This window comes from Nonomuraea pusilla, from assembly GCF_900109355.1.
GTDB lineage: Bacteria > Actinomycetota > Actinomycetes > Streptosporangiales > Streptosporangiaceae > Nonomuraea > Nonomuraea pusilla.
In genome coordinates this window covers 1-21,559 of record NZ_FOBF01000039.1, presented here as the reverse complement: position 1 = coordinate 21,559, position 21,559 = coordinate 1, and the positions used below count along the sequence as shown (strand labels likewise).

The 21,559-nt window shown below is 71.5% G+C and carries 21 protein-coding genes; 9 read left to right on the top strand and 12 right to left on the bottom strand.

Features of this window, described 5'->3' with window-relative positions:
* Positions 1 to 122 precede the first annotated feature (122 nt).
* Genes BMX74_RS41700 through BMX74_RS41690 form a run of 3 tightly spaced genes read right to left on the bottom strand, consistent with a single transcriptional unit; the run spans position 123 to position 2,728 of the window.
* Complete coding sequence (locus BMX74_RS41700) at positions 123 to 1,169, bottom strand: YlbL family protein (RefSeq protein WP_055508545.1); 1,047 nt, start codon at positions 1,167 to 1,169, stop codon at positions 123 to 125.
* 10 nt (positions 1,170 to 1,179) lie between these two features.
* The gene (locus BMX74_RS41695) at positions 1,180 to 1,605 is read right to left on the bottom strand and encodes a molybdenum cofactor biosynthesis protein MoaE (RefSeq protein WP_055508543.1); all 426 of its coding nucleotides are present in this window, start codon (positions 1,603 to 1,605) and stop codon (positions 1,180 to 1,182) included.
* Between the two features lie 52 nt (positions 1,606 to 1,657).
* Positions 1,658 to 2,728, bottom strand: a complete 1,071-nt coding sequence (locus tag BMX74_RS41690; RefSeq protein WP_201784766.1) for an NAD-dependent epimerase/dehydratase family protein — start codon at positions 2,726 to 2,728, stop codon at positions 1,658 to 1,660.
* A 133-nt stretch (positions 2,729 to 2,861) separates the two neighbouring features.
* On the opposite strand from BMX74_RS41690, the gene BMX74_RS41685 reads away from it, so the two are divergent.
* From BMX74_RS41685 to BMX74_RS41675, 3 genes are read left to right on the top strand one after another with little or no spacing between them, the layout of a single operon-like run.
* Positions 2,862 to 4,073 (top strand): zinc-dependent metalloprotease, encoded by a 1,212-nt coding sequence (locus BMX74_RS41685; protein WP_082535552.1) that lies wholly within the window; start codon positions 2,862 to 2,864, stop codon positions 4,071 to 4,073.
* Positions 4,070 to 4,630 carry an NUDIX hydrolase gene (locus tag BMX74_RS41680; RefSeq protein WP_055508538.1) on the top strand — a complete coding sequence of 187 codons (561 nt, stop codon included), beginning with the start codon at positions 4,070 to 4,072 and terminating at the stop codon, positions 4,628 to 4,630. The genes BMX74_RS41685 and BMX74_RS41680 overlap by 4 nt, the downstream gene beginning before the upstream one ends.
* Positions 4,631 to 4,671: 41 nt before the next feature.
* Positions 4,672 to 5,658 (top strand): endonuclease/exonuclease/phosphatase family protein, encoded by a 987-nt coding sequence (locus BMX74_RS41675; protein WP_055508536.1) that lies wholly within the window; start codon positions 4,672 to 4,674, stop codon positions 5,656 to 5,658.
* A 5-nt stretch (positions 5,659 to 5,663) separates the two neighbouring features.
* Here the strand turns inward: BMX74_RS41675 and BMX74_RS41670 are convergent, their stop codons facing one another.
* The 3 genes from BMX74_RS41670 to BMX74_RS41660 all read right to left on the bottom strand — a co-directional run bounded on the left by BMX74_RS41670 (position 5,664) and on the right by BMX74_RS41660 (position 7,613).
* Entirely contained in the window at positions 5,664 to 6,251 is a 588-nt protein-coding gene (locus tag BMX74_RS41670; protein ID WP_420538165.1) for a DUF2064 domain-containing protein, read from the bottom strand.
* On the bottom strand, positions 6,248 to 6,763 hold the full coding sequence (locus tag BMX74_RS41665) for a M48 metallopeptidase family protein (RefSeq protein ID WP_055508532.1): 516 nt from the start codon (positions 6,761 to 6,763) through the stop codon (positions 6,248 to 6,250). The genes BMX74_RS41670 and BMX74_RS41665 overlap by 4 nt, the downstream gene beginning before the upstream one ends.
* Before the next feature lie 67 nt (positions 6,764 to 6,830).
* Positions 6,831 to 7,613, bottom strand: coding sequence for an enoyl-CoA hydratase/isomerase family protein (locus BMX74_RS41660; protein ID WP_091105976.1), 783 nt, complete (start codon positions 7,611 to 7,613; stop codon positions 6,831 to 6,833).
* Positions 7,614 to 7,807: 194 nt separating this feature from the next.
* On the opposite strand from BMX74_RS41660, the gene BMX74_RS44725 reads away from it, so the two are divergent.
* The 5 genes from BMX74_RS44725 to BMX74_RS41635 all read left to right on the top strand — a co-directional run bounded on the left by BMX74_RS44725 (position 7,808) and on the right by BMX74_RS41635 (position 15,417).
* The gene (locus BMX74_RS44725) at positions 7,808 to 9,595 is read left to right on the top strand and encodes a ThiF family adenylyltransferase (protein WP_177227740.1); all 1,788 of its coding nucleotides are present in this window, start codon (positions 7,808 to 7,810) and stop codon (positions 9,593 to 9,595) included.
* 35 nt (positions 9,596 to 9,630) lie between these two features.
* Positions 9,631 to 10,971, top strand: a complete 1,341-nt coding sequence (locus tag BMX74_RS41650; protein ID WP_439951530.1) for an ABC1 kinase family protein — start codon at positions 9,631 to 9,633, stop codon at positions 10,969 to 10,971.
* A 1,210-nt stretch (positions 10,972 to 12,181) separates the two neighbouring features.
* On the top strand, positions 12,182 to 13,312 hold the full coding sequence (locus BMX74_RS41645; RefSeq protein WP_082535550.1) for a sensor histidine kinase: 1,131 nt from the start codon (positions 12,182 to 12,184) through the stop codon (positions 13,310 to 13,312).
* A gap of 5 nt (positions 13,313 to 13,317) precedes the next feature.
* Entirely contained in the window at positions 13,318 to 14,004 is a 687-nt protein-coding gene (locus tag BMX74_RS41640; RefSeq protein ID WP_091105973.1) for a response regulator, read from the top strand.
* Between the two features lie 36 nt (positions 14,005 to 14,040).
* Positions 14,041 to 15,417: a nitrilase-related carbon-nitrogen hydrolase gene (locus BMX74_RS41635; protein WP_143078966.1), complete on the top strand. Its 1,377-nt coding sequence runs from the start codon at positions 14,041 to 14,043 to the stop codon at positions 15,415 to 15,417.
* Positions 15,418 to 15,702: 285 nt separating this feature from the next.
* Here BMX74_RS41635 and BMX74_RS44720 read toward each other — a convergent pair whose 3' ends face one another.
* From BMX74_RS44720 to BMX74_RS41615, 5 genes are all read right to left on the bottom strand, one after another.
* On the bottom strand, positions 15,703 to 15,870 hold the full coding sequence (locus BMX74_RS44720) for a hypothetical protein (protein ID WP_177227738.1): 168 nt from the start codon (positions 15,868 to 15,870) through the stop codon (positions 15,703 to 15,705).
* Positions 15,871 to 16,113: 243 nt separating this feature from the next.
* Complete coding sequence (locus tag BMX74_RS41630) at positions 16,114 to 16,308, bottom strand: hypothetical protein (protein ID WP_055508518.1); 195 nt, start codon at positions 16,306 to 16,308, stop codon at positions 16,114 to 16,116.
* A gap of 35 nt (positions 16,309 to 16,343) precedes the next feature.
* Positions 16,344 to 16,613: a WhiB family transcriptional regulator gene (locus BMX74_RS41625; RefSeq protein WP_055508516.1), complete on the bottom strand. Its 270-nt coding sequence runs from the start codon at positions 16,611 to 16,613 to the stop codon at positions 16,344 to 16,346.
* Between the two features lie 503 nt (positions 16,614 to 17,116).
* Positions 17,117 to 17,986: an acyl-CoA thioesterase II gene (tesB, locus tag BMX74_RS41620; protein ID WP_055508514.1), complete on the bottom strand. Its 870-nt coding sequence runs from the start codon at positions 17,984 to 17,986 to the stop codon at positions 17,117 to 17,119.
* Between the two features lie 126 nt (positions 17,987 to 18,112).
* Positions 18,113 to 20,155: an ATP-dependent DNA helicase UvrD2 gene (locus BMX74_RS41615; protein ID WP_091105981.1), complete on the bottom strand. Its 2,043-nt coding sequence runs from the start codon at positions 20,153 to 20,155 to the stop codon at positions 18,113 to 18,115.
* Between the two features lie 179 nt (positions 20,156 to 20,334).
* Here BMX74_RS41615 and BMX74_RS41610 point away from each other — a divergent pair, with 179 nt between their 5' ends.
* Positions 20,335 to 21,219, top strand: coding sequence for an alpha/beta hydrolase (locus tag BMX74_RS41610; protein ID WP_091105968.1), 885 nt, complete (start codon positions 20,335 to 20,337; stop codon positions 21,217 to 21,219).
* Positions 21,220 to 21,226: 7 nt separating this feature from the next.
* Here the strand turns inward: BMX74_RS41610 and BMX74_RS41605 are convergent.
* On the bottom strand, positions 21,227 to 21,559 hold a 333-nt coding region (locus BMX74_RS41605; RefSeq protein ID WP_177227728.1), incomplete at its 5' end, for a transposase.

The window sequence follows — 21,559 nt, the reverse complement described above, 5'->3', positions numbered from 1 at the left end:
CCGGCTCCTGGGGTCCGGAAGCTCAAGGCCAACCCCTCGTCGTGATGAAGAAACAGTCCGTATCTGGCAACCTACACTGCTGTGCCAGCCCTACGGCTAACGCACGACGGCCCCGGGAAGTTTCACCCGGCCTGGCACGCAGGCACATTCCCCTTGCCGGTGCGCAGCGCGTCCAGGGCGGTCACCGCGTCGTGCAGGGTATTGGCCCTGACCAGCCGCAACCCGTCCGGCACGCTCTCCATGGCCTCGGCGCAGTTGTCGGCGGGAGTCAGGAAGACGGTCGCGCCGGAGTCGCGCGCGCCCACCATCTTCTGCGCGATGCCGCCGATGGCGCCCACCTCGCCCGAGGGCTGGATCGTGCCCGTGCCGGCGATCTGCTTGCCGCCGGTCATCTCGCCCGGCGTGAGCTTGTCGATGATGCCCAGCGAGAACATCAGCCCCGCGCTCGGCCCGCCCACGTCACCCACGTTGATCTTGACGTCGAACGGGAACTTGTACCGGGCCTGCATCACCACGCCCACCATCGGGTGGCCCTTCGAGTCGGCCACCGTCGGCACCGACACGTCGACCTTCTCCGTGCCGCGGGTGACCGTGAACAGCACGCTCTCGCCCGGCTTGTGCGCCTTGACGGCCTCGCTGACCACGTCGACGTCCGCCGCGGGCTTGCCGTCGACCGCGCTGATCTCGTCGTCCTTCAGCAGCTTGCCGTCGGCCGGCTTGCCCTTCTCCGTGGACAGCACCCTCACGACCGTGGTGTACGGGATCTTGAGCTCGGTCAGCGCGGCGGCCGTGGCGGAGTCCTGGGAGTTGGTCATCTCCACGGTGTTCTCCTCCTCGACCTCCTTCGGGTCGCGGTTCGGAGCGAAGATGGTCTCCTGCGGGACCACCGCCACCGTCGGATCGATCCAGCCGCGCAGCGCCGTGAGCAGGTCGATCGGGGCGGCCGGGCCGCCCTGGTAGGCCACCGTCACGAGGTCCAGCGACCCGCTCGTCGGATACGTCTCGCGGCCGTTGATCGAGATGACGGGCTTCTTGTCCACCTCGCCCAGCGTGTTCTCGGTCGGGCCCGGACTGAGGACGACGTACGGAACGGGACGGAACGCCCCCACGACACCGAGCGCGAGCACGAGGAAGCCCGCGAGCAGCAGGGTCAAGGCGCGTCGTGACATGGAGATGAGCTTATTCGCAGGCACCGACCCACTCGGTCGTGCCGTCGGCGAAAAGCTGGTGCTTCCAGATGGGCACCTCGGACTTGAGGTCGTCGATCAGCCTGCGGCACGCCTCGAACGCCTCACCCCTGTGGGGCGCGGCGACCGCGACGACCACCGCGAGCTCGCCCAGCTCCAGGTCGCCGACCCGGTGGACGGCCGCGAGCGCGGTGACGGGGAAGTCGGCCGCCACCTTCTCGGCCACCCGGCGCAGCTCGTCCTCGGCGGAGGGGTGCGCCGAGTAGGAGAGCCTGGTCACCGGCTTGCCGTGGTCCTGCTCGCGCACGGTGCCGACGAACAGGGCGGTGCCGCCGGCGGCGTGGTCGCCCACGGCGGCCAGCGCCTCGTCCACGGAGAGCGAGGTGTCGCGTATGCCTAGCAAGCGGATGACGTCCACGAAAAGAGACTACATACGAATGCCACGGCGGTTCACGGCGGAGTCGCGTGCCTCACAGGCGGCGCTTCTTGCGCACCTGGCGGACGATGGCCGCGGTGCCGATGACGGCGACGGTCGCGCCCGCGGCGGTGAGCGTGGCCTCCTTGACCGGCAGGCGCCTGCCGACCACCGTGGTGCGGTTCTCGCGCAGCTCCAGCAGCTGGGCGAAGGCGGCCTCGTTCGTCCACGACGGCTTCCAGCCCGCCTCCCGGAGGGAGGAGCAGTCGACCACCCAGGGGTAGACGACGTAGTGCAGGTCGGTCGCGGGCGCCGGGGTGATGCCCAGCCGGTGCAGGCGCTGCGCGGTGCCGAACGTCAGCCCGGCGGGCAGCTCGAAGCGCCTGATGCCCGACAGCTCCTCGACCTGCTCCTGCTCCAGCCAGCCGTCGGAGCCGACGCCCACCACGCCCGACACCGCGCCGTGCGCGGCCAGCTCCAGCGCCGAGACCAGGTCGTCGACGTGGCAGAACTGCCAGCGCGGCGCGCAGCCCTTGACGGTGAGCAGGCGGGGCGACTCGAAGTGGCGGGTGATCACCGTGTCGACGCCCGGACCCACCACGGCGGCCGGACGCAGCACGGTCACCTCCAGCCCGGGGTGGCTGCGGAGAGACCTGCGGACCAGCGACTCGATCTCCAGGTAGTCGCCCACCACGCCGGTGTCGGGCTCGGCCGCGACCGGGGAGTCCTCGGGCAGCGGCACCTCGTTGTCGGGAGCGGCGCCGTACACCATGGCGCTGGTCACGAGCACCACGCGGCGCACCCGCGCGGCGGCGGAGGCGGTCAGGACGGTCTGCGCGGCCCGCAGGTTGTACGCGCGCCGCTCGGCCGGGTCGGAGTCGACCGCGTAGTCACCGGCCAGATGGACCAGGACGTCGATGTCGGAGATCCGGTTCGCCAAGAGCGGATCCCGTACGTCGATCACTCTCCACGTGGCCTCCCGGATGTCGCCGCGCTGCTCGTCGATGGCCACCACCCTGCGGAAATCCGCGGCGGATACGAGCCTCGCGAGCAGCTCGCGGCCGATGCCGGAGGCGGCGCCGGTCACGGCGACGACGGGTTGGCGCGGGCGTTTCGAGGTAGGCACCGGGTCCTCACTTTGCACTGATCCGCCGTGGGACGACTAACGTGGCGGATGTGGACTCCTCCATCCTGCACGAGGTAGAGCGGTGACTGACCTGCCAGGTCGCGAAAACGACCCTAACGAGAACCCGTTCGCCATGTTCGGCAACCCTGAGCAGATGGCTCAGGCGATGCGCCAGTTCGCCGACATGCTGTCGGCGCCGCAGGGCTCCGGCCCCGTCAACTGGGACATGGCGAAGAACATCGCCCGGCACGCCGTGGTCGCCCAGGGCGACCCGAGCGTCATGGAAGGCGAGCGCCGCCAGATCGTGGAGGCGCTGAGCCTGGCCGACCTGTGGCTGAACGAGGCGACCGCGCTGCCGAGCGGCGTGTCGCAGCCGCAGGCCTGGAGCCGTTCCGAGTGGATCGAGAACACCATCCCGGTGTGGCGGAAACTGTGCGAGCCGATCGCGGAGCGCATGGTCGAGACCATGGGCGGCGCGCTCGGCGGCTCGGGGCTGCCCCCTGAGGCGCAGCAGATGGCCGGGCCGCTGCTCGGCATGCTGAAGCAGATGGGCGGCATGATGGTCGGCCAGCAGATCGGCCAGGCGCTTGGCTCGCTGGCCCGCGAGGTGGTCGGCACCACCGACATCGGCCTGCCGCTGTCCGGCACGGCCGCGCTGCTGCCCGGCGGCGTCGCCTCCTTCAGCGAGGGGCTGGAGGTGCCGTCCGACGAGATCAGGATCTACCTGGCGCTGCGCGAGGCCGCGCACCACCGGCTGTTCCAGCACGTCCCGTGGCTGCGCTCGCACCTGCTCGGCGCCGTCGAGGAGTACGCGAAGGGCATCACGCTCGACACCTCCGCGCTGGAGGAGCAGATCCGCGGGCTCGACATCAACAACCCGGCGGCCATCCAGGAGGCGCTGAGCGGCGGCGCGCTGCTCAAGCCGGAGGAGACCGAGCGGCAGAAGGCGGCGCTGGCCCGGCTGGAGACCATGCTCGCGCTGGTCGAGGGCTGGGTGGCCACCGTGGTCGACCAGGCCGCGTCAGGGAAGCTGCCGTCCGCGGTGGCCCTGGCCGAGACGCTGCGGCGGCGCCGCGCGACCGGCGGCCCGGCGGAGCTGACGTTCGGCACGCTGGTGGGGCTGGAGCTGCGGCCCAGGAGGCTGCGCGAGGCGGCGGCCCTGTGGCGGCTGCTCGGCGAGGAGCGCGGCGCCGACGGGCGCGACGCGGTCTGGGCGCACCCCGACCTGATGCCGACGGCCGACGACCTCGACGACCCCGAGGCGTTCGTCCGCGGCGAGTCGGCCTGGGACATCTCCGAGCTGGAGGCCAAGCCGGACGAGGGCGACAAGGGCGACGAGAGTTGAGCCTGCACCGCGACGCGGTCGAGGTGCTCTCGGCGTGGACGGCGCCCACGCCCGAGGAGGAGGCGCTGCGCCTTGAGTTCCTCGCGCACCTGCGCGACCACGACGACGCGATGCTGCGCCGCTGCGTGCCGGGGCATCTCACCGCGACCACGGCCGTGCTGTCGCACGACGGTTCCCAGGTGCTGCTGACGCTGCACCCCAAGGCCGGGCTGTGGCTGCCGATGGGCGGCCACTGCGAGGCGACCGACGCGACGCTGGCGGCCGTGGCGCTGCGCGAGGCCGAGGAGGAGTCCGGCATCGCGGGGCTGGAGCTGCTGCCGGGGCCGCTCGCGCTCGACAGGCACTCGGTGTGGTGCCACCCGCCGCAGTGCTGGCACCTCGACGTCGAGTACGCCGCCGTCGCGCCCCGCGAGGCCGCGGCCGTGATCAGCGACGAGTCGCTCGACCTGCGCTGGTTCCCCGTCGACGAGATCCCCGAGCTGTCCGACGAGGCCACGCGGCGGCTCGCGAAACGCGGGAGGGCCGCTCTTACCTCGCGTTCACGCCCGCTCGGCTAGAGTCCCTTGGGTCGTTCCAAAGGGGGCCCGAGGGGGGCTGTGTGGACAATCCCGTCGGCGGCACGATCGTGACGCCGGTTCGCAGGCGGCGCGGGCTCCCCGGCACGGTGCTGACCTGGCTCGCCGTCACGCCCTTCGCGGCGTGGGCGGTGGCCAGGGTCGCCGGTCTGGAGCGCGGCTCGCTGCCCACGCAGCTCATGACCGCCACCCCGTACGCCGCCGCGGGCTCCCTCGTGCCTCTCCTCATCGCCGCGCTCGGACGCAAGCGCGCCGCCACCGCCGTCGCGCTGCTGTCCACCACGGCACTCGGCTTCGCCGTCCTGCCCAGGGCGCTCGGCGGCGCCGAGGCCGCGACGGGCCGTCCGATGAAGGTCATGACCATCAACATGCTCTTCGGGAAGGCCGACCCGCAGGCGATCATGCGGCTGGTGCGGGAGTTCCAGCCGGACGTCCTCAGCACCCAGGAGCTCACCCCCGGCGCCGTGGCCGACCTCGACGCCGCCGGGCTCAAGGAGCTCATGCCGCACCGGGTGCTCCAGGACGAGTGGAGCGCGGGCGGCAGCGGGCTCTACTCCCGCCACCCGCTCGAACCGCTGTGGGACGTGGTGCCGCCCGTCGGGCACAACATGCCGGCCGCGATCGTCTCGCTGCCCGGCGGCCGGCCCGTCGAGTTCGTGGACGTGCACCCGTACCCGCCGCTCGGGCCGCAGGTGCGCAACTGGAACGAGGCGCTGGCCGGGCTGCCGTCCGCCTCGCGCGACACCGTCCGCGTCCTGGCGGGCGACTTCAACGCCTCGCTCGACCACGCGTCGCTGCGCCGGCTGCTGGCGCGCGGCTACAAGGACGCCGCCGACCAGGTGGGCGCCGGGCTGGTGCCGACCTGGCCGGCGAACCGCCGCGTCCTGCCGCCGATCATCACCATCGACCACGTCCTGGTGGACGAGCGGGTCGGGGTGGAGGAGGTCAGCGTGCGCGACGTGCCCGGCACCGACCACCGGGCCGTGCTCGCGGTGCTCAGCGTGCCCTGAACGGATCAGCGGGAGGCCAGGAGGGCGCGGGTGCTCTCCCACCCCTCCAGGCCGGGATCCAGCCTGGCGACGTCCTCGGGTGCGCGCAGCCGGTGCCAGCCGGGGGTGGTCGCGACCATGCGGCGGCCCGGGGCCTGCGCCCTGAGCGTGGCGACGACGTCAGGGTCGTCGAGGTCGGGATCGGCCCACGCGGGCGCGGGCAGCGCGCAGGCCAAGGCGACGGCGCCCCCGCCCTCGGCCGGGCAGACGGTGATCTGCGCCCTGGACAGCTCGCGGAACAGCTTGCCGATGAGAAGAGGCGGCAGGTCGGGCGCGTCGGCGCCGATGACGGCCACCTGATCGCCCTTGAGGCGGCCGATCGCCGCCTTCAGCGGCTCGTCGTCGTCGACGGCGACGATCTCGGTGCCGGGCCAGACGATCTCCTCCAGGCCGGGGACGCTCGTGACCAGCACCGGCGTGACGAGGTCCAGCCCCGCCACGGTCTCGTACGTGTCCTCGGCGATCGCCTCCAGGAACGCGCGGGGGTCGACCCCGGGCGGGGCGGCCTTGGCCATGCCCTGGCGTACCAGGACGGCCGCGACTCTGACCGTCAACACTCCTCCGGGGTGCCGTGCGCCGCCGCCGAGAAGCCCTCGAGGAACCCGCGCGCCCGCTCCGCCTTCGGGTAGCGCTCCACCAGCTTCCAGAACGCGGGCCCGTGGCTGGGGACCAGGAGATGCGTGAGCTCGTGCATGATCACGTAGTTGATGACCCACTCCGGCAGACCCCTGAGCCGCGTCGAGATCCTGATCGTGCCGTTCTCCGGGGTGCAGGAGCCCCAGCGGTGCTGCTGGTTGTCGACCCACCGCACGCTCTCCGGCTCGGCCGCGCCGTCGAGGTACTTCGCCGAGAGTTCCCTGGCCCGCTCCAGGAGGTCCTCGTCCGTCGGCCTTCTCCGGCGTTCCTTCGCCGCGAGCCGGTCGAGCATGCGGCTCACCCATTCATCCGCGTCTTCACCGCTCAGCCACGCGGGCAGGAGCACAATCGTCTTGTCGCCGTCACGGTAGGCGGAGACCGTACGCCGGCGACGAGAACTGCGACGAACCTCGACTGTCTCGGGGGGCACATATGCACGTTAGCCGAGACTGACGGAATTCCACAGAGGGTGGACGCTGTTTCTGCTGGTCAGATGATTAAGAGCCGGTGAATTTGGGCATGCGCCTTTCCCGATGCGCGGCCAGCCCCTCGACCAGGTCGGCCGATACCATGGTCACGGGCTGGGCCAGGGATTCCCAGCGCAGCGCGGCTTCCAGGTCCTGATGCTCTTGGTTCAGTGCCACCTTCGTGAGTCTTGTCGCAATGGGCGCGTTCCTGGCGATCCTCGCGGCGACCGTCAGCACTTCCGACATTAGATCATTTTTTGGGAAAGATTCATTTACTAGCCCTTTAACCGCTGCCTGGGCTCCTGTCAGCGGCTGTCCCGTGAAGAGCATCTCCGCCGCCACGCGCGCGCCCGCGCGCCTCGGCAGAAGGTACGTCGCCGCCATTCCCGGATGCAGTCCCAGCGCGGTGAACGGTGCCAGGAGCTTGGCGTCGTCGGCGGCGTACACCAGGTCGCAGGCGAGCGCCAGGCACAGCCCCGCGCCGACGGCGTGGCCGTTCACCGCCGCGATCGTGGGCACCTCCAGCTCCGCCACCGCCAGCCACGAGCGGTAGAAGGCCAGCATGCGGTCACGCAGCCGCGGGACGGCCTCCGTGCCCCGCTCCCCGATCCACGCCAGGTCGCCGCCCGAGGAGAAGGCGCTGCCCGCGCCCGTCACCACGACGCACCGCACGTCCCCGTCGTCCGCCAGTTCCGCCATCGCGGCACGCCACCGCGCGGTCATGGCGTCGGACATCGCGTTGCGCGTCTCGGGCTGGTTGAGGGTGAGCAGGACGACGCCGTCGTCGCTGCGATCGAACAGAAGCTCACTCATGCGGGGAGCGTAACCCGCCCCACTGAAGGCCGATCAGCTCCCCGGGAGGGTCAGGCTCGGGGCCCGCGTGGTGCTTGGAGCGGGGCGCTCCGGGTGGGACGGTTTCCACAGGGTGAGCGTGGGGTCGCGGGGTTATCCACAGGCGGCGGGGAATCCGCCCGGGATCTTGGTGTGCCGTGGAAGCCTTCGCTGCCATGAGGCCACGTGTGAAGCCCGCGCTGCGGCGCATCCTCCGCGACGAGCGCACCCTGCAATTCGGCGTCCACCCGCTCAGAGCCGTCGTGCTGACCAGCCTCGCCCGGCCGGTCCGCCGCTGGATCGAGAGCCTCGACGGCACCCGCGACCTGGCCCAGGCGATCCGCGAGGCCGCCGCAGCGGGTCTCGACGAGCAGGCCGCACGCGCGCTGCTCGACCGGCTCGCCGCCCGCGGCGTCCTGCACGACGCCTCCACCTCGCCCGCGCCGCTGCGCGACGTCCCCCTCGCCGAGCGCGACCGCCTGCGGCCCGATCTCGACGCCCTCGACCTCGCCTCGACCGCCCCCGACAGCTGGATCGCGGGCATGGCGCGGCGGCGGCGGGCGCGAGTGCGCGTCTACGGTGCCGGGCGTGTCGGGGCACAGGTCGTCGCCCTGCTCGCGGCCTCCGGCGTGGGCGACATCCGCGTGTTCGACCAGGGTCCCGTACGTCCCCGCGACATCACACCCGGCGGCCTCACCTGGTCGGAGCTCGGTCTGTCACGCCAGGACGGCGCCGTGGCCGTGGCCAGGAGGCTCACCTCCGCCGGCTCCATCCCACCCCCGCCCACCCGCCACACCCCGGAAGCCCTCCCCCGGAACCGTCGCACCGCGGTCGCCCCCACCGACCAGCGCCCCCCGGACGCGCACGCCGGGAACCGCGTCACCTCAGGGGCGCGCGGAGTGAATCGCCGCACTCCAGGCGCGCGCACTTCCGACCTCGCGGCCCCGGCTGCCCCGCCGCCCCGGACGGTCCTGCGTCCTGGCACCGCCGCCGGGCCCGGCTCGCCACGCCCGACAACCTCCCGGCCCTCCGCTCCAGCCCCCGCCACCGGAGCCCATGCCGCGCGTGCCGCGGGCGGGAGGGACGCGGCCCTGAGTTCCGGACGCGGCGGCTCACCATCAGGCACTGCCGGGCCGGCTTCTCCCTCCGGCCGACGGCCGCCGACCAGCACGGCGAGGCCCGAGGACGCGAGGCTGCAGCCCCCAACCGCCAAGGGGGCGGCGACTTCGCATGTCATGCGGCCGTCTCCGGCCCGCGGTCAAGGCGCCGGAGAAGCGCAGCGACGGCCTACGGCGGACGAAAGGCTGCCGCGGAACACGACCCGGCAGGTGGCGGCTCAGGAAGGGCCGGCCAGGAACACGAACCAGCATGGGGCGACTGGGGCGGAGGCGGAGTGGCGGTGGTCGCCCGAGGAGGAAGCGTCGTGGGCGTGCTCGGTCGACGTGCGGGCGGGCGGCCCCTACCTGGGCGACGGCACGCACCGCCCCGACCTGGTCGTCCTCGCCCCCGTGGAGCCGCTCGACGGCCTGCTGGTCAACGAACTGCTGGAGCTGGGCATCCCCCACCTGCTCGCCTCGGCGTTCGAGGGCCACGGGTCCGTCGGCCCGCTGGTCCTGCCCGGACGTACGGCATGCCTGCACTGCCTCGACCTCGCCCGGCGCGACCGCGACCCGGGCTGGGCCATGGTGACGGCCCGCCTGGGCGGGTTCCCGCCGGGAGAGATCGCCTGTGGCACGGCCCTGGCCACCCTCGTCGCAGCCGAAGCCGCCGGTCATGTCCTCGCTTACATCGACGGCCAGGAGCCCGCTGTGACGAACCGCACAGTCGACGTCATGCCTGATTGGCACTGGAAAAGTGAAGGCTGGAGCAATCATCCGCAATGTCGTTGTATGCGAAACAATCCATATTCGCTAAAAATGGTCATGTCACCACCTGTGGCTGACGCGCTCAGGGGACGACCATGAAGGGGGGAAGCGGCATCTCTGTCGAGATTCCGCGCATGACTGTGAGCGATCTTCCGCGCCGCGCCGTCACGCGCTCCGCCAAGCTGGCCACGCTTCCACTCGGGTTCGCCGGTCGTGCCGCACTCGGCCTGGGAAAGCGCCTTGGCGGCAAAAGCGCTGAAATCGTCGCCCAGGAGGTCCAGCAGCGTACCGCTGAGCAGATCTTCAAAGTCCTGGGCGAGCTCAAGGGCGGCGCGATGAAGCTCGGGCAGGCGCTGTCCATCTTCGAGGCCGCGCTCCCTGCCGAGATCGTCGGCCCCTACCGGGCCACCCTCACCAAACTCCAGGACGCGGCGCCGCCGCTGCCCGTCGCCACCGTCCACAAGGTGCTCACCGAGCAGTTGGGCGACGACTGGCGCGAGAACTTCCTGTCCTTCGACGACCGCCCCACGGCGGCGGCCTCCATCGGCCAGGTGCACAAGGCCGTCTGGCACGACGGCCGCGAGGTGGCCGTCAAGATCCAGTATCCGGGGGCCGGGAAGGCGCTGCTCGGCGACTTCGCCCAGCTCGCGCGGCTGGGCAAGCTGTTCGGCGTGCTGCTGCCGGGCCTCGACATGAAGGCGGTGCTGTCCGAACTGCGCGAGCGGGTCGCCGAGGAGCTCGACTACCTGCGCGAGGCGGAGGCGCAGCACGCCTTCGCCCAGGAGTTCGCCGACGACCCCGACTTCCACGTCCCCGACGTCGTCGCCGCCAACGAGATGGTGCTGGTCAGCGAGTGGATGGACGGCACGCCGCTGTCCCGCATCATCGCCGGCGGCACCACGGAGGAGCGCGACCTGGCGGGGCTGCTCTTCGTCCGGTTCCTGTTCTGCTCGCCCGCGCGGGTCGGCATGCTGCACGCCGACCCGCACCCTGGCAACTTCCGCATGCTGGCCAACGGCAAGCTCGGCATCCTCGACTTCGGCGCCGTCAACCGCCTCCCCGACGGCTACCCCAAGGCCTTCGGCCAGCTCACCCGCATCTTCAACGAAGGCGACATGGACACCGTCGTCGCCGGGCTGCGCCGCGAGGGCTTCATCCGTCCGGACATCGAGGTGGACAAGGACGCGCTGCGCGCCTTCCTCGCCCCGTACGTGGAACCGACGGCCGTGGAGGAGTTCACGTTCAGCCGCGAATGGCTCCAGAACCAGGCCGCCAGCGTCACCGACCTGCGCCCCACCAACGTCGTCCGCCAGCTCAACCTGCCGGTGTCGTACGTGCTGATCCACCGGGTGCACGCGGCGGGCGTCGGCGTCCTGTGCCAGCTGGGCACGACGGCACGCTTCCGCGACGAGGTGATCCGCTGGGTCCCCGGCTTCATCGACGACCCCAACGGCGAACCGGTCCCCCTCACCTGACCTGCCCGAGAGCTCTTCCTGCCGGGAGATGAGCGCGCCCGACCGGCAGCCCGGTGGACCGGGCCCGGCGTTCCCCGCGCCCCACGGCTGCCTGTGATCACTCGGGTTGCGCCGCACCGGGGTGCGGATGTCGCGGCCGGAATCCGGCACATCCGCTGCTCAGGTGTGAGCCCGCGGACGAGGATGAAGCCGTAAGCCTCCGCGAGGCCGGCGTCGGTGAACCAGGCGTGGGCCACCGGCGGGCCTGATCACGCGGCCATCAGGGGAGCCGCCGCCCTGTCGCCGGGCGCGCGCCCGGCGGCCGAGCTCCTGGACGCGCAGAGCCGCCCTCTGACACGAGCTGGCGACGAATCACCGGTCCCAACCTCAGGAACCAAGCCCCTTGTTTTCACGCTCTCACAAGCCCTTGTTATCACGCTCTCAAGGGCGTGATGCCCGGTCAACCGGCCCACTGCGGCGTCGCAAGCAGGCAAGGTCGCGCTGTATGCCGCGATCCGGCGCTAGGCGGTCAGGCCGGGGCTCGAACGCAAGCCTCAGGGCAGCCACCGCTCCCGAGCCGACACGCAAGCCGTTGACTGGCCATCCCCACCTCCACCTCAACCCCCGTCCGACGCGACTCCGAACGCAAGCCCCGGGGCAGCCACTACGCCGCAACCGACCCACGGGCCGTCGCCTGGCCAAGCCCACCTCCCTCCAGCCCCGTCCGACGCAAGCCTCTGAGCAGCCACCGCTCCCCAGCCCACGCGCTGGCCGACAGCTGGCCATCCCCAGCTCCCCCTCAGCCCCCGTCCGACGCAACTCCGAACGCAAGCCTCAGGGCAGCCCACCGCTCCCCAGCGGACACGCAAGCCGTTGACTGGCCATCCCCACCTCCACCTCAGCCACTGGCCGACGCGACTCCCGAACGCGAGCCCCGGGGCAGCCACTACGCCGCAACCGACCCACGGGCCGGCCACTGGCCAAGCCCACCTCCCCCACCCCCGTCCGACACAACTCCGAACGCAAGCCTCAAAGCAGCCACCGCTCCCCAGCCCACGCGCTGGCCGGTGATTGGCCGTCCCCACCTCCGTCTCAGCCCTGGCCGACGTGGCTGCGGAACGAATGCCTGCTGCCGATCGCGCCTGGACTCGGTCCGAAACCTGTCCGGGCAAGCCGTGCGCCGTGGCGGGCAGAAGGTGGCGTTCCGTGCTGTTGGACTGATAATGGGCGAATGATCAGCCGGGGTCGCGCTGGCGGGGTGCTGATGGGCTGGGCTGCCAGGCTCTCCGGTAGGTGGGCCGACGGCGCGATCGGGGCGGCCACCACCGCGGCCACCCTCGGTCCGCTGCTGGTGTCCGGTCCGAAGGCGTGGTGGATCGTCGCTCTGGGTGTGCTCGCCTCCGCGCCCGTCTACTGGCGCAGGCGCGCGCCCATGGCGGTGGCGCTGCTTGTCGGTGGCGCGATGACCGTCATGGTCTTCTGGGAGAAGCCGTTCCTCCCTTTCGGCCCCCTGGTCGCCGTCTACACCATCGCGGACGTCAGTCCCGCGTGGAAGCGGCTGGCCGCGATCCCGGCGATCGCCGCCACCGTCGGCGTGTCCCTGGCGCTGCCCGGGGAGGACAGCGAGACTTTCCGCCTGATCGGCACCGCTTTCGTGGCCGCCTACGCGCTGGGCACCAGCGCCCGGGCGAATCGGTCACGTACCGCGGAACTGGCCGAGCGGGTACGTCGCCGTGAGCAGGAGCACATCGCCGCGGTGGCGGAGGAGCGGGCGCGGATCGCTCGCGACATGCACGACATCATCACTCACGCCGTCGGGCTGATGGTCGTTCAGGCCGAGACCGGGCCCGTGGTGATGCGGAGCGACGCGCCCAGGGCCGAGGCCGTCTTCGACGCGATCGCCGACACGGGCAGAGGAGCGCTCACCGAGTTACGCGGCCTGCTCACGGCGCTGCGCGCATCGGCCGTTCCGGCTGCGGAGGACCTCGGGCCGGCCCAGCCACGCCTGGACGGACTCGCCTCACTGGCCGAGCGGAGCGGCCTGGACGTGGTCATGACCGTGGAAGGCGAGCGGCGGCGGACGCCCGGCAGCATCGAGGCCGCCGTCTACCGGATCGTCCAGGAAGCCCTCACCAACGTGCGCAAGCACGCCGGGGTAGGCACCGTACGACTACGTCTGCGGTGGACCTCGGAGGAGTTGCTCGTCGAGATCGCCGATGAGGGCGGTGGGCCGCGTCGCGGCGGCAGCGGCTACGGCCTGATCGGCATGCGGGAACGGGCGGCCGCGTGCGGCGGGACGCTCAGCGCGGGACCCGGACAGGACGGCGGGTTCATGGTCAGGGCCGTCTTTCCGCTTGAATAGCGCGCATGCTGCGCGTGCTCGTCGCCGACGACCAGGATCTCTTCCGGGCCGCGTTCGGCCTGATCCTCGGTGCTCAGCCGGACATGCAGGTGGTGGGCGAGGCAGCGGACGGTGACGAGGCGATCGCGCTGGCCAGGCGGCTGAGTCCGGACGTGGTCCTGATGGACGTGCGGATGCCCGGGAAGAACGGCATCGAGGCCACCCGGGAGATCTGCGCCACCACCCGCGCCAAGGTGCTCGTCCTGACCATGTTCGACCTGGACGAGTACGTCTACGACGCCGTCCGCGCAGGGGCCAGCGGCTTCCTGCTCAAGGACATCCGCCGGGACGAGCTGGCGCACGCCGTGCGCACCGTCGCCGGCGGCGAGGCGTTGCTGGCGCCCGCCGCCACCCGCAGGCTGCTGGAGAACCTGGTCAGACGGCCGGCCTACGGCCCGATGCCGCGGCTGGCAGGCCGGCTGGAGGCGCTCACCGAGCGGGAACGTGAAACCCTCACGCTGGTCGCCCGCGGGCTGTCCAACGCCGAGATCGCCGCCGCGCTCGTGGTCACCGAGCACACGGTGAAGACGCACGTCAGCCACATCCTGACCAAGCTGGACCTGCGGGATCGGGTGCAGGCAGTGGTGTTCGCCTACGAGTGCGGCCTGGTGGTCGCCGGTGAGAGTGACATCGCAGATCACACTCGCGACTGACGCGCCACCAGGGTGGCCGCGAGCAGCATCGTCGCCATGAAGCGCGTACTGATCCCGCTCTCCGCGGCCCTCGCCTCGGCTGTCCTGCTGCACTTCGGCACCGGCCTGCACCCCGTGGCCTGGCTGACCTGGCTCGCTCCCTTGCCCGTCCTGCTCGCCGCTCCCCGGGTGAGGGGCGGTCCGGCCTTCGCCGCGGGCACGCTCGCCTGGCTCGGCGGCCAGCTGCGGCTGTGGCCGTACCTCACAGGGACGCTCGAGATGCCCGTCGCGGTGACGGCCGGTCTCCTCGCCGGGCCGGCGCTGCTGTTCGGTCTCGGTGTGCTGCTTCACCGCTCGCTGCTGGCACGGCGGCGGCCGCTGTCGGCCGTGCTCGCCCTGCCGGCGCTGTGGGTCGGAGTCGAATACCTGATGGCGCTGGCCGGACCGCACGGCGCCTGGTGGAGCCTGGCCTACACGCAGGCCGACGTGCTGCCCGTCCTGCAGACGGCCTCCGTCACCGGAGTCTGGGGGATCACCTTCCTGCTCCAGTTCGTGCCCGCCACCGTGGCCGCGCTTCTCGCACCGGACGCGCCACGCCGGCTCCCCGTCGCGGTGACCGGCGGCGCGCTGATGGCGCTCGCTCTGGCGTACGGTTTCGCCCGGCTCGGCACGGGCCAGGAGGACGAGCAGCACCGCGAGGTCGCACTGATCTCCACCGACGAACCGCGCGACACCGGGGAACTGGACTCCCCGCAGGGGCGCGACCTGCTCCAGCGCTACGGTCGGGCCATCGACGTCGCCGCCGCCCGCGGTGCCGAGATCGTGGTGCTGCCGGAGAAGACGTTCGGGGTGGCCACCGCCCGCCTGCCGCTGGCCCGACCGGGAGTGGCGGTCGTCGCCGGCGTCGCGCTCCGCACCGGCACGACGCGGACGAACAGCGCGCTGGCCGGCCCGTCCGGCGACCGCTACGACAAGCACCACCTGATTCCCGGGCTGGAGTCCGAGTTCACGCCCGGACGCACGCTGACCTTCCTCGGCCGGACCACCATGGGCCTGATCATCTGCAAGGACCTCGACTTTCCCTGGCTGGTGCGGCAGTACCGCCAGGCCGGCGCCACGGCGCTGCTCGCCCCGGCCTGGGACTTCGACGACGATGCCTGGCTGCACAGCCGCATGGCGATGGTCCGCGGGGTGGAGAGCGGGTTGTCGGTGGCTCGCGCCGCCCGCCAGGGCGTCCTCACGGTGAGCGACACCCGGGGACGGGTGCTGGCCGAGGGGCGCAGCGGCAAGCCCGGCGTGACGACGGTGTTCGCGGCGCTGCCGCAGCAGGGCGCCGCCACCGTCTACACCAGGCTGGGGGACTGGGCCGCCTGGTCCTCCGTCGCGATGCTGCTCATCGCACTCGGCAGGCTCCGCACCCGCCGCACCTCGTAGGACGCTTTCTGCCTGCCACGGCGCGCGGCTTGCCCGGACAGAGATTCTGGTCGAGCCCGGGCGCGGTCGGCAGCAGGCATTCGTTCCGCGGTCGCGTCAGCCAGGCGCTGAGGCTGAGGTGGGGACGGCCAGTCACCGGCCCGCGCTTGGGCTGCGGCGTAGCGGCTGCCCCGAGGTTCGCGTTCGAGCACGCGGCCGGGCAACCTCGCGCCGGATCGCGGCATACCGCGCGACCTCGTCGGCCTGCGACGCCGCAATGCTCCTGTCGACGGGGCATCACGCCCTTCACGAGGCGGCGTACAGGTCGGCGGGCGGCAGTCGGCCAGGCCCTGGTAGTTCCTGGCGTGCCCAAAGGTCGCCATCCGGCCGGCGCCCGGTGCGGTCCTGAAGAGAGCCGAGCAGGTTGCCCGGACCCGCGTAGAGCTCGCGCAGCCCGGCTCCCAGCGATGTCATGCCAGGCTGCCGCCGCTGCTGCTCGGTTGCTGTCGCCCCCGCGCCTTCCGGCCTGCGAAGTGCGGGCACCCTGCGACCGTTCCGGCGACTTGTGGCAACGGAGGGCAGGGCGCACGGACAGGCCCGCGCCCTTCGCGGGTGAGCGGCCTGGGTTCTGGTACGGGGAGAGCCGGGCCCCGGTGGGGCCCGGCTCTTGGGTTGCCCGACGTGGGGAGATCCTGCGCCGGCGGCAGGATCTCCCGGTCAGTGCTGGCGGATCAGTGCCTGGCGGAGGCGGGCGTTGGCCCGCTCCACCTCGCGCCGCGCCCGCTGCAGGCGGCTGAGCCGCATCGCGAGGCGCTGCTCCTCCGCCTCGCGGTGGAGGGTTTGTATTCGGTCGTTCACCAGATCATGAAAGATATTCGGTGCGGTGAGGCCGGTGATGGTGGTGGTGTGCATCGTCGTGTCTCGGCTTTCTTGTGTGAAGGTGCGGTTCAGGCAGCGACCGGGTGCTTGCGGGGACGACCGCGCGGACGCTTGCGGGGAACGATGGCCCCGCGGAGGATGAGCTCGCCGCCCCAGACGCCCCATGGCTCCTCGCGCTCCAGCGCGCGGTCCAGGCAGGCCTTCTGGATGGGGCAGCCGCCGCAGAGCGCCTTGGCGAACTCGACGTCGTCGGGCGACTCGGCGAACCAGAGGTCAGGGTCGGTACGACAGGGGATCTTGGCTTCGTCGATCAGGTCCATGATCGTCTTGGCCCCCATCTGCTTCTCCTTTTGATCGGATCTTTGATCTTGGTCGGGCACCTCGTGGGTGGTGGGGATCACGGACAAACAAAGAGGCCGCGGATCCGTCTGCGGATCCGCGGCCTGGAGGCTGATGTTCGCCGGTCAGGTTGTGACCGGAGCATCCCTCCAGGGTTGCGGACCACGCAGCCCACCCTTGGTGATCGGGTTGGTCGGCTGTGCGATACCTGCGACGAAGACAGGTGCGCCCTGGGCGGCGGCGCCGAAGTGAGCACGCGCGTAGGAGGCGGGAGCCTGGCAACGGGCAGACTTCTCCTGCCGCGGCTTGGCGAGGCCACTGGCAAGCCTCACGGAGTCACGGCGCGCGGAGGCGAGCCACGAAGTGGCAGACATGTTCATGCTGATCATCATTGGGCTCACCTCCACTCTGGGATCGTCGGGCACGGGCGCCCGACTCGCTTGTCCAAGACCCTAAACCGGGAAGCCGGGAACCGGCAACATATTTTCTACCTGCGATTTTGCTACTTTCTCAGCCGGATCATCGCCTCCTGGACGACCGACACGACGAGCTCACCCGACGCAGTGAACATCTCACCGCGAGCGAGCCCGCGCGCCCCCGCGGACCAGGGTGATTCCTGCGCGTAGAGCAGCCAGTCGTCGGCTCGGAACGGCCGGTGGAACCACATGGCGTGGTCGAGGGACGCGCCCATGATGTCGGAGGCGCCCCACGCCATGCCGTGGGCCAGCAGGATCGTGTCGACGAGGGTGAAGTCGGAGGCGTACGCGGCGAGCACGACGTGCAGCAGCGGGTCGTCGGGCAGCTCGGCGTCGTAGCGGAACCACACGTTCGTCTGGGCGCTGCGCAGCTCGGGGTTCTGGTACGCCTCCCAGGTGAGCGGCGAGGCGTACCGCGCGTCGACGGGACGCGGGCGCGACACCCAGTCGCGCAGCTCGGGGTTCTGGCCGGCCACTTCGTACATGCGGCTCTGGAAGGTGGGCAGCGTCTCGGGGTCGGGCACGGACGGCATGGTGAGCGCCTGGTGCTCGACGCCGTCCTCCTGGACGTGGAAGGAGGCCGACATCGTGAAGATGGCCTTGCCGTGCTGGATGGCGAGGACGCGGCGGGTGGTGAAGGACCGCCCGTCGCGCACCCGCTCGACGTTGTAGACGATCGGGACGGACGGGTCGCCGGGACGGATGAAGTACGCGTGCAGCGAGTGGACGTTGCGGTCGGACGGGACCGTGCGCCCCGCCGCGACGAGGGCCTGGGCGGCGACCTGGCCGCCGAAGACGCGCTGGATGCGCTCCTCCGGGCTCCTGCCACGGAAGATGTCCAGCTCGATCTGCTCCAGGTCGAGCAGGTCGAGCAGCTCCTTCAGCGCCTCGTTCACAGGTCCCCCTTCGCGTGTGCCGTCGTAGGACAAGTTTGACGTGTCGCCTAAATCCACCTAAAGGGTGGTCCCGCCTTGACCGATGATGGCGGCTGCGCGTTTCGTCCTGGTTACGGTACGGGTGCTCTAGGAGTGCGTGGACCTGCACAGGTCGAGGACCGCCTCGCCGTACCGGTCGAGCTTGACCCGGCCGATGCCCGCGATCGACAGCAACTCCTGCTCGCTCGTCGGCGCCCGCTCGGCGATGGCCTGCAGGGTGACGTCGGTGAAGACGACGTACGGCGGCACCTTGGCCTCCTTCGCCATGGCGGTGCGCCAGGCCTTGAGGCGTTCGAGCAGGGCCTCGTCGTAGTCGGCGGGGCAGGCGGCGCAGCGGCCGAGCTTCTGCTCGGCGGCGGCGACCAGCGTCTTCGCGCAGACGCGGCAGCTCACCGGGGCCGCGACCTGGCGGCGCTCGCGCGGCTGCGGAGCGGCGGCACGCGGCGCCGCGGCACGCCCGGTGAGGCCGTCGAGGAACCGGGACGGCCGGCGCGACCTGCGCCCGCCCGGGGCACGCGACAGCGCCCAGGACAGCGTGAGGTGCTCGCGTGCCCGGGTGATGCCCACGTAGAGGAGGCGGCGCTCCTCCTCGATCTGCTCCGGCGTCTCCGCGTAGATGATCGGCAGCATGCCGTCGGTGAGGCCGACGAGGAAGACGGCGTCCCACTCCAGGCCCTTGGCGGCGTGCAGGGACGCCAGCGTGACGCCCTCGACGGGCGGCGCGTGCTGCTCCGACGCGCGGCGCTCCAGCTCGGCCACGAACCCCGGCAGGTCGCCGCCCTCGGCCGCGACGTCCTCGGCCAGGTCGGCGAGCGCCCTGAGCGACTCCCACTTCTCCCTCGCCTTGCCGCCGCCGGGCGGCGCGGGCGTGAGGCCGACGCCGGCCAGGATGTGGTGGACCTCGGAGGCCAGCGGCTCGCCCGACCAGGAGCGGGCCGCGCCGCGCAGCAGCACGACGGCCTGGCGCACCTCGGGGCGTTCGAAGAAGCGCTCGCCGCCGCGCACCACGTACGGGATGTCGGCCTTCGCGAGCGCCTCCTCGTACGACTCGGACTGGGAGTTCGTGCGGAACAGCACGGCGATCTCGCGCGTGGGCACGCCCTTGTCCATCAGCTTCCTGATGGCCCTGGCGACGCCCGCGGCCTCGGCCGGCTCGTCGTCGTAGTCGGCGAAGACGGGCCTCGGGCCGTCGGGACGCTGGGCGACGAGCGACAGCCGGTGGGGCGAGCCGCCCTTGGCGATGACGAGATTGGCCAGATCGACCACCTGCGGGGTGGACCGGTAGTCGCGCACCAGCTTGATCACGGCCGCATTCGGGTGCTCGACGGCGAACCCCGTGAGGTAGCGCGGCGACGCGCCGGTGAAGGAGTAGATGGTCTGGTTCGGGTCGCCGACGACGCAGATGTCGTCGCGCCCGCCGAGCCAGGTGTCGAGCAGGAGCTTCTGCAGCGGGTTGACGTCCTGGTACTCGTCGACCACGAAGTAGCGGTACTGCTGACGGATCTGCGCCGCCACCTCCTGGTGCTCGGTCATCACCGCCGCGGTCAGCTCCAGGATGGTCTCGAAATCGACCAGGTGGCGCTCGCGCCTGATCCGCTCGTACGCCTCGTAGAGCCGCGCCACCTCCTCGGCCGAGACGGGCGGCGTGCGGTTGTGCTTGGCCGCGGCGGCGGTGTAGTCCTCCCAGCCGATCTGGCAGACCTTCGCCCATTCCAGCTCGGCGGCGACGTCGCGCAGCTCGGACCGGTCGGGGGTGCGCCTGAGCAGCCGGCACGCCTCGGCCAGCACCGGGATCTTGGACTCGATGACCGACGGCGCCTCGCCCCCGATCACCCGGGGCCAGAAGTAGGTGAGCTGCCTGAGCGCCGCCGCGTGGAACGTGCGGGCCTGCACGCCGGGCGCGCCCAGCGCGCGCAGCCGCTGCCGCAGCTCGCCGGCCGCGCGTGTGGTGAACGTCACCGCGAGCACGCTCTGCGGCTCGACCGCGCCGCTGCGCACCGCGTGCGCGATGCGGTGGGTGATGGCCCTCGTCTTGCCGGTGCCCGCGCCCGCCAGCACGCACACGGGACCGCGCACGGCCTCGGCCACCGCCCGCTGCTCGGGGTCGAGACCCGACAGGACGTCCTGCACGCTGTTCACCCCCTCATCCTCCCAGCCCTCGGCTGCCGTGACCCCATTCTCGCAAGACCGGCCACCTTTCCCCGCAGGCCTCATCCTCGTCATCGAGATGCAAAGAACGGGTTTCTTCCACCACAATGGGGCCGACCATGTGCATGGGGGAAAGGAAGGCCGTGCGAACTGCGGTTTCCGTGAGCGTTCTCGCGCTTGCTGCCATCGCGATCACTCCCGTGGCCGCACACGCGACGAAGGAGCCCACTCCGGCGCCTACGGCGACCTCCGTCACCGACCCCAACGGCCTCGGCGGCCTCTCGGTCGAGTCCATCTCGTACGGGCCGCACCAGCGCCAGCAGATGGACGTCTGGTGGACCCCCGACGGCGTCAAGCGCCCCGGCGTGTTCGTCATCCACGGCGGCTGGTGGTCGAGCGGCGACAAGAAGTACATGGCGGAGATCGTGCGCAGCTACGCCGACCTCGGCTACACGGTCTTCAACCTCAACTACCGCCTGTCCGGCGACGCGCCGTGGCCGGCGCAGCGCACCGACGCGCTCGACGCCATCGCGACCGCGCGCCGGCACGCCGAGCGGTGGGCGTTCGACCCCGCCAACTTCGTGGTCGTCGGCTTCTCCGCGGGCGGCCACATCGCGGCGGCCGTCGGCACGTACGGCGACGGCATGCCGGGGCTGAAGGGCGTGGTCGGGCTGTCGCCGATCATCTCGCCGCTGCGGGCGTACACCGACGGCGAGAAGAGCACCGACGCGTACAAGCGCAAGCTGCGCATGGCGGCGATCAAGCTGGCCGGCGGGTGCGAGCCGAAGGGCAAGTGCTCGCGCGTGTGGGCGAGCATGGAGGTCGCCTGGCACGCCAGCCGCAAGGACGCGCCCATGCTGACCGTCCACAGCCAGGACGAGTTCGTGCCGCCGGTGCAGAGCGACCTGCTCAAGCAGATGCTCGGCCAGGTGGGCGTGCCGGTGACGGTGATCACCGCGCCGGGCACGCAGCACAGCTCGCCGCTCTACCGTGAGCCGGGCGTGGCCGAGCGCGTCCAGGCCTGGATCGCCGAGCGCATCGGCTAGTGGCCCGTCACGCAACCTTGGCCGGGTAACTGGTCCAGCTTCTGATCGGTGAGCTGGCGGCGAAGTTGGTCTTGGGCTCGGCTCGGGCGTTGCGCCATCGCACGTAGGCGCCGATCGCCGCGTTCTGCTCGTCATGACTGCGATGGTCGGTGCCGTTCAGCGCGTAGTAGCGCAGCGCGGCGAACTCCGACTCGATCCAGTTCAACCAGGAACCGTAGGTCGGCAGGAACACCAGCTCAACATCACTATCGGCAGCCCAAGCGCGGACCTGGGGATGTTTGTGGGGCGAGTAGTTGTCGGCGATCACATACAGCTTCTCGCCCGGCCAGCGAGCCCGCAG

Excerpts from the sequence above, each read along its gene's own strand:
- BMX74_RS41625 (WP_055508516.1), bottom strand. The coding sequence starts at position 16,613 with ATGGGGGCCAAGACGATCATGGACCTGATCGACGAAGCCAAGATCCCC.
- BMX74_RS41640 (WP_091105973.1), top strand. The coding sequence starts at position 13,318 with ATGCTGCGCGTGCTCGTCGCCGACGACCAGGATCTCTTCCGGGCCGCG.
- BMX74_RS41700 (WP_055508545.1), bottom strand. The coding sequence starts at position 1,169 with ATGTCACGACGCGCCTTGACCCTGCTGCTCGCGGGCTTCCTCGTGCTC.
- BMX74_RS41660 (WP_091105976.1), bottom strand. The coding sequence starts at position 7,613 with ATGAGTGAGCTTCTGTTCGATCGCAGCGACGACGGCGTCGTCCTGCTC.
- BMX74_RS44725 (WP_177227740.1), top strand. The coding sequence starts at position 7,808 with ATGAGGCCACGTGTGAAGCCCGCGCTGCGGCGCATCCTCCGCGACGAG.
- BMX74_RS41645 (WP_082535550.1), top strand. The coding sequence starts at position 12,182 with ATGATCAGCCGGGGTCGCGCTGGCGGGGTGCTGATGGGCTGGGCTGCC.
- BMX74_RS41630 (WP_055508518.1), bottom strand. The coding sequence starts at position 16,308 with ATGCACACCACCACCATCACCGGCCTCACCGCACCGAATATCTTTCAT.
- BMX74_RS41635 (WP_143078966.1), top strand. The coding sequence starts at position 14,041 with ATGAAGCGCGTACTGATCCCGCTCTCCGCGGCCCTCGCCTCGGCTGTC.
- BMX74_RS41650 (WP_439951530.1), top strand. The coding sequence starts at position 9,631 with ATGACTGTGAGCGATCTTCCGCGCCGCGCCGTCACGCGCTCCGCCAAG.
- BMX74_RS41685 (WP_082535552.1), top strand. The coding sequence starts at position 2,862 with ATGTTCGGCAACCCTGAGCAGATGGCTCAGGCGATGCGCCAGTTCGCC.
- BMX74_RS44720 (WP_177227738.1), bottom strand. The coding sequence starts at position 15,870 with ATGACATCGCTGGGAGCCGGGCTGCGCGAGCTCTACGCGGGTCCGGGC.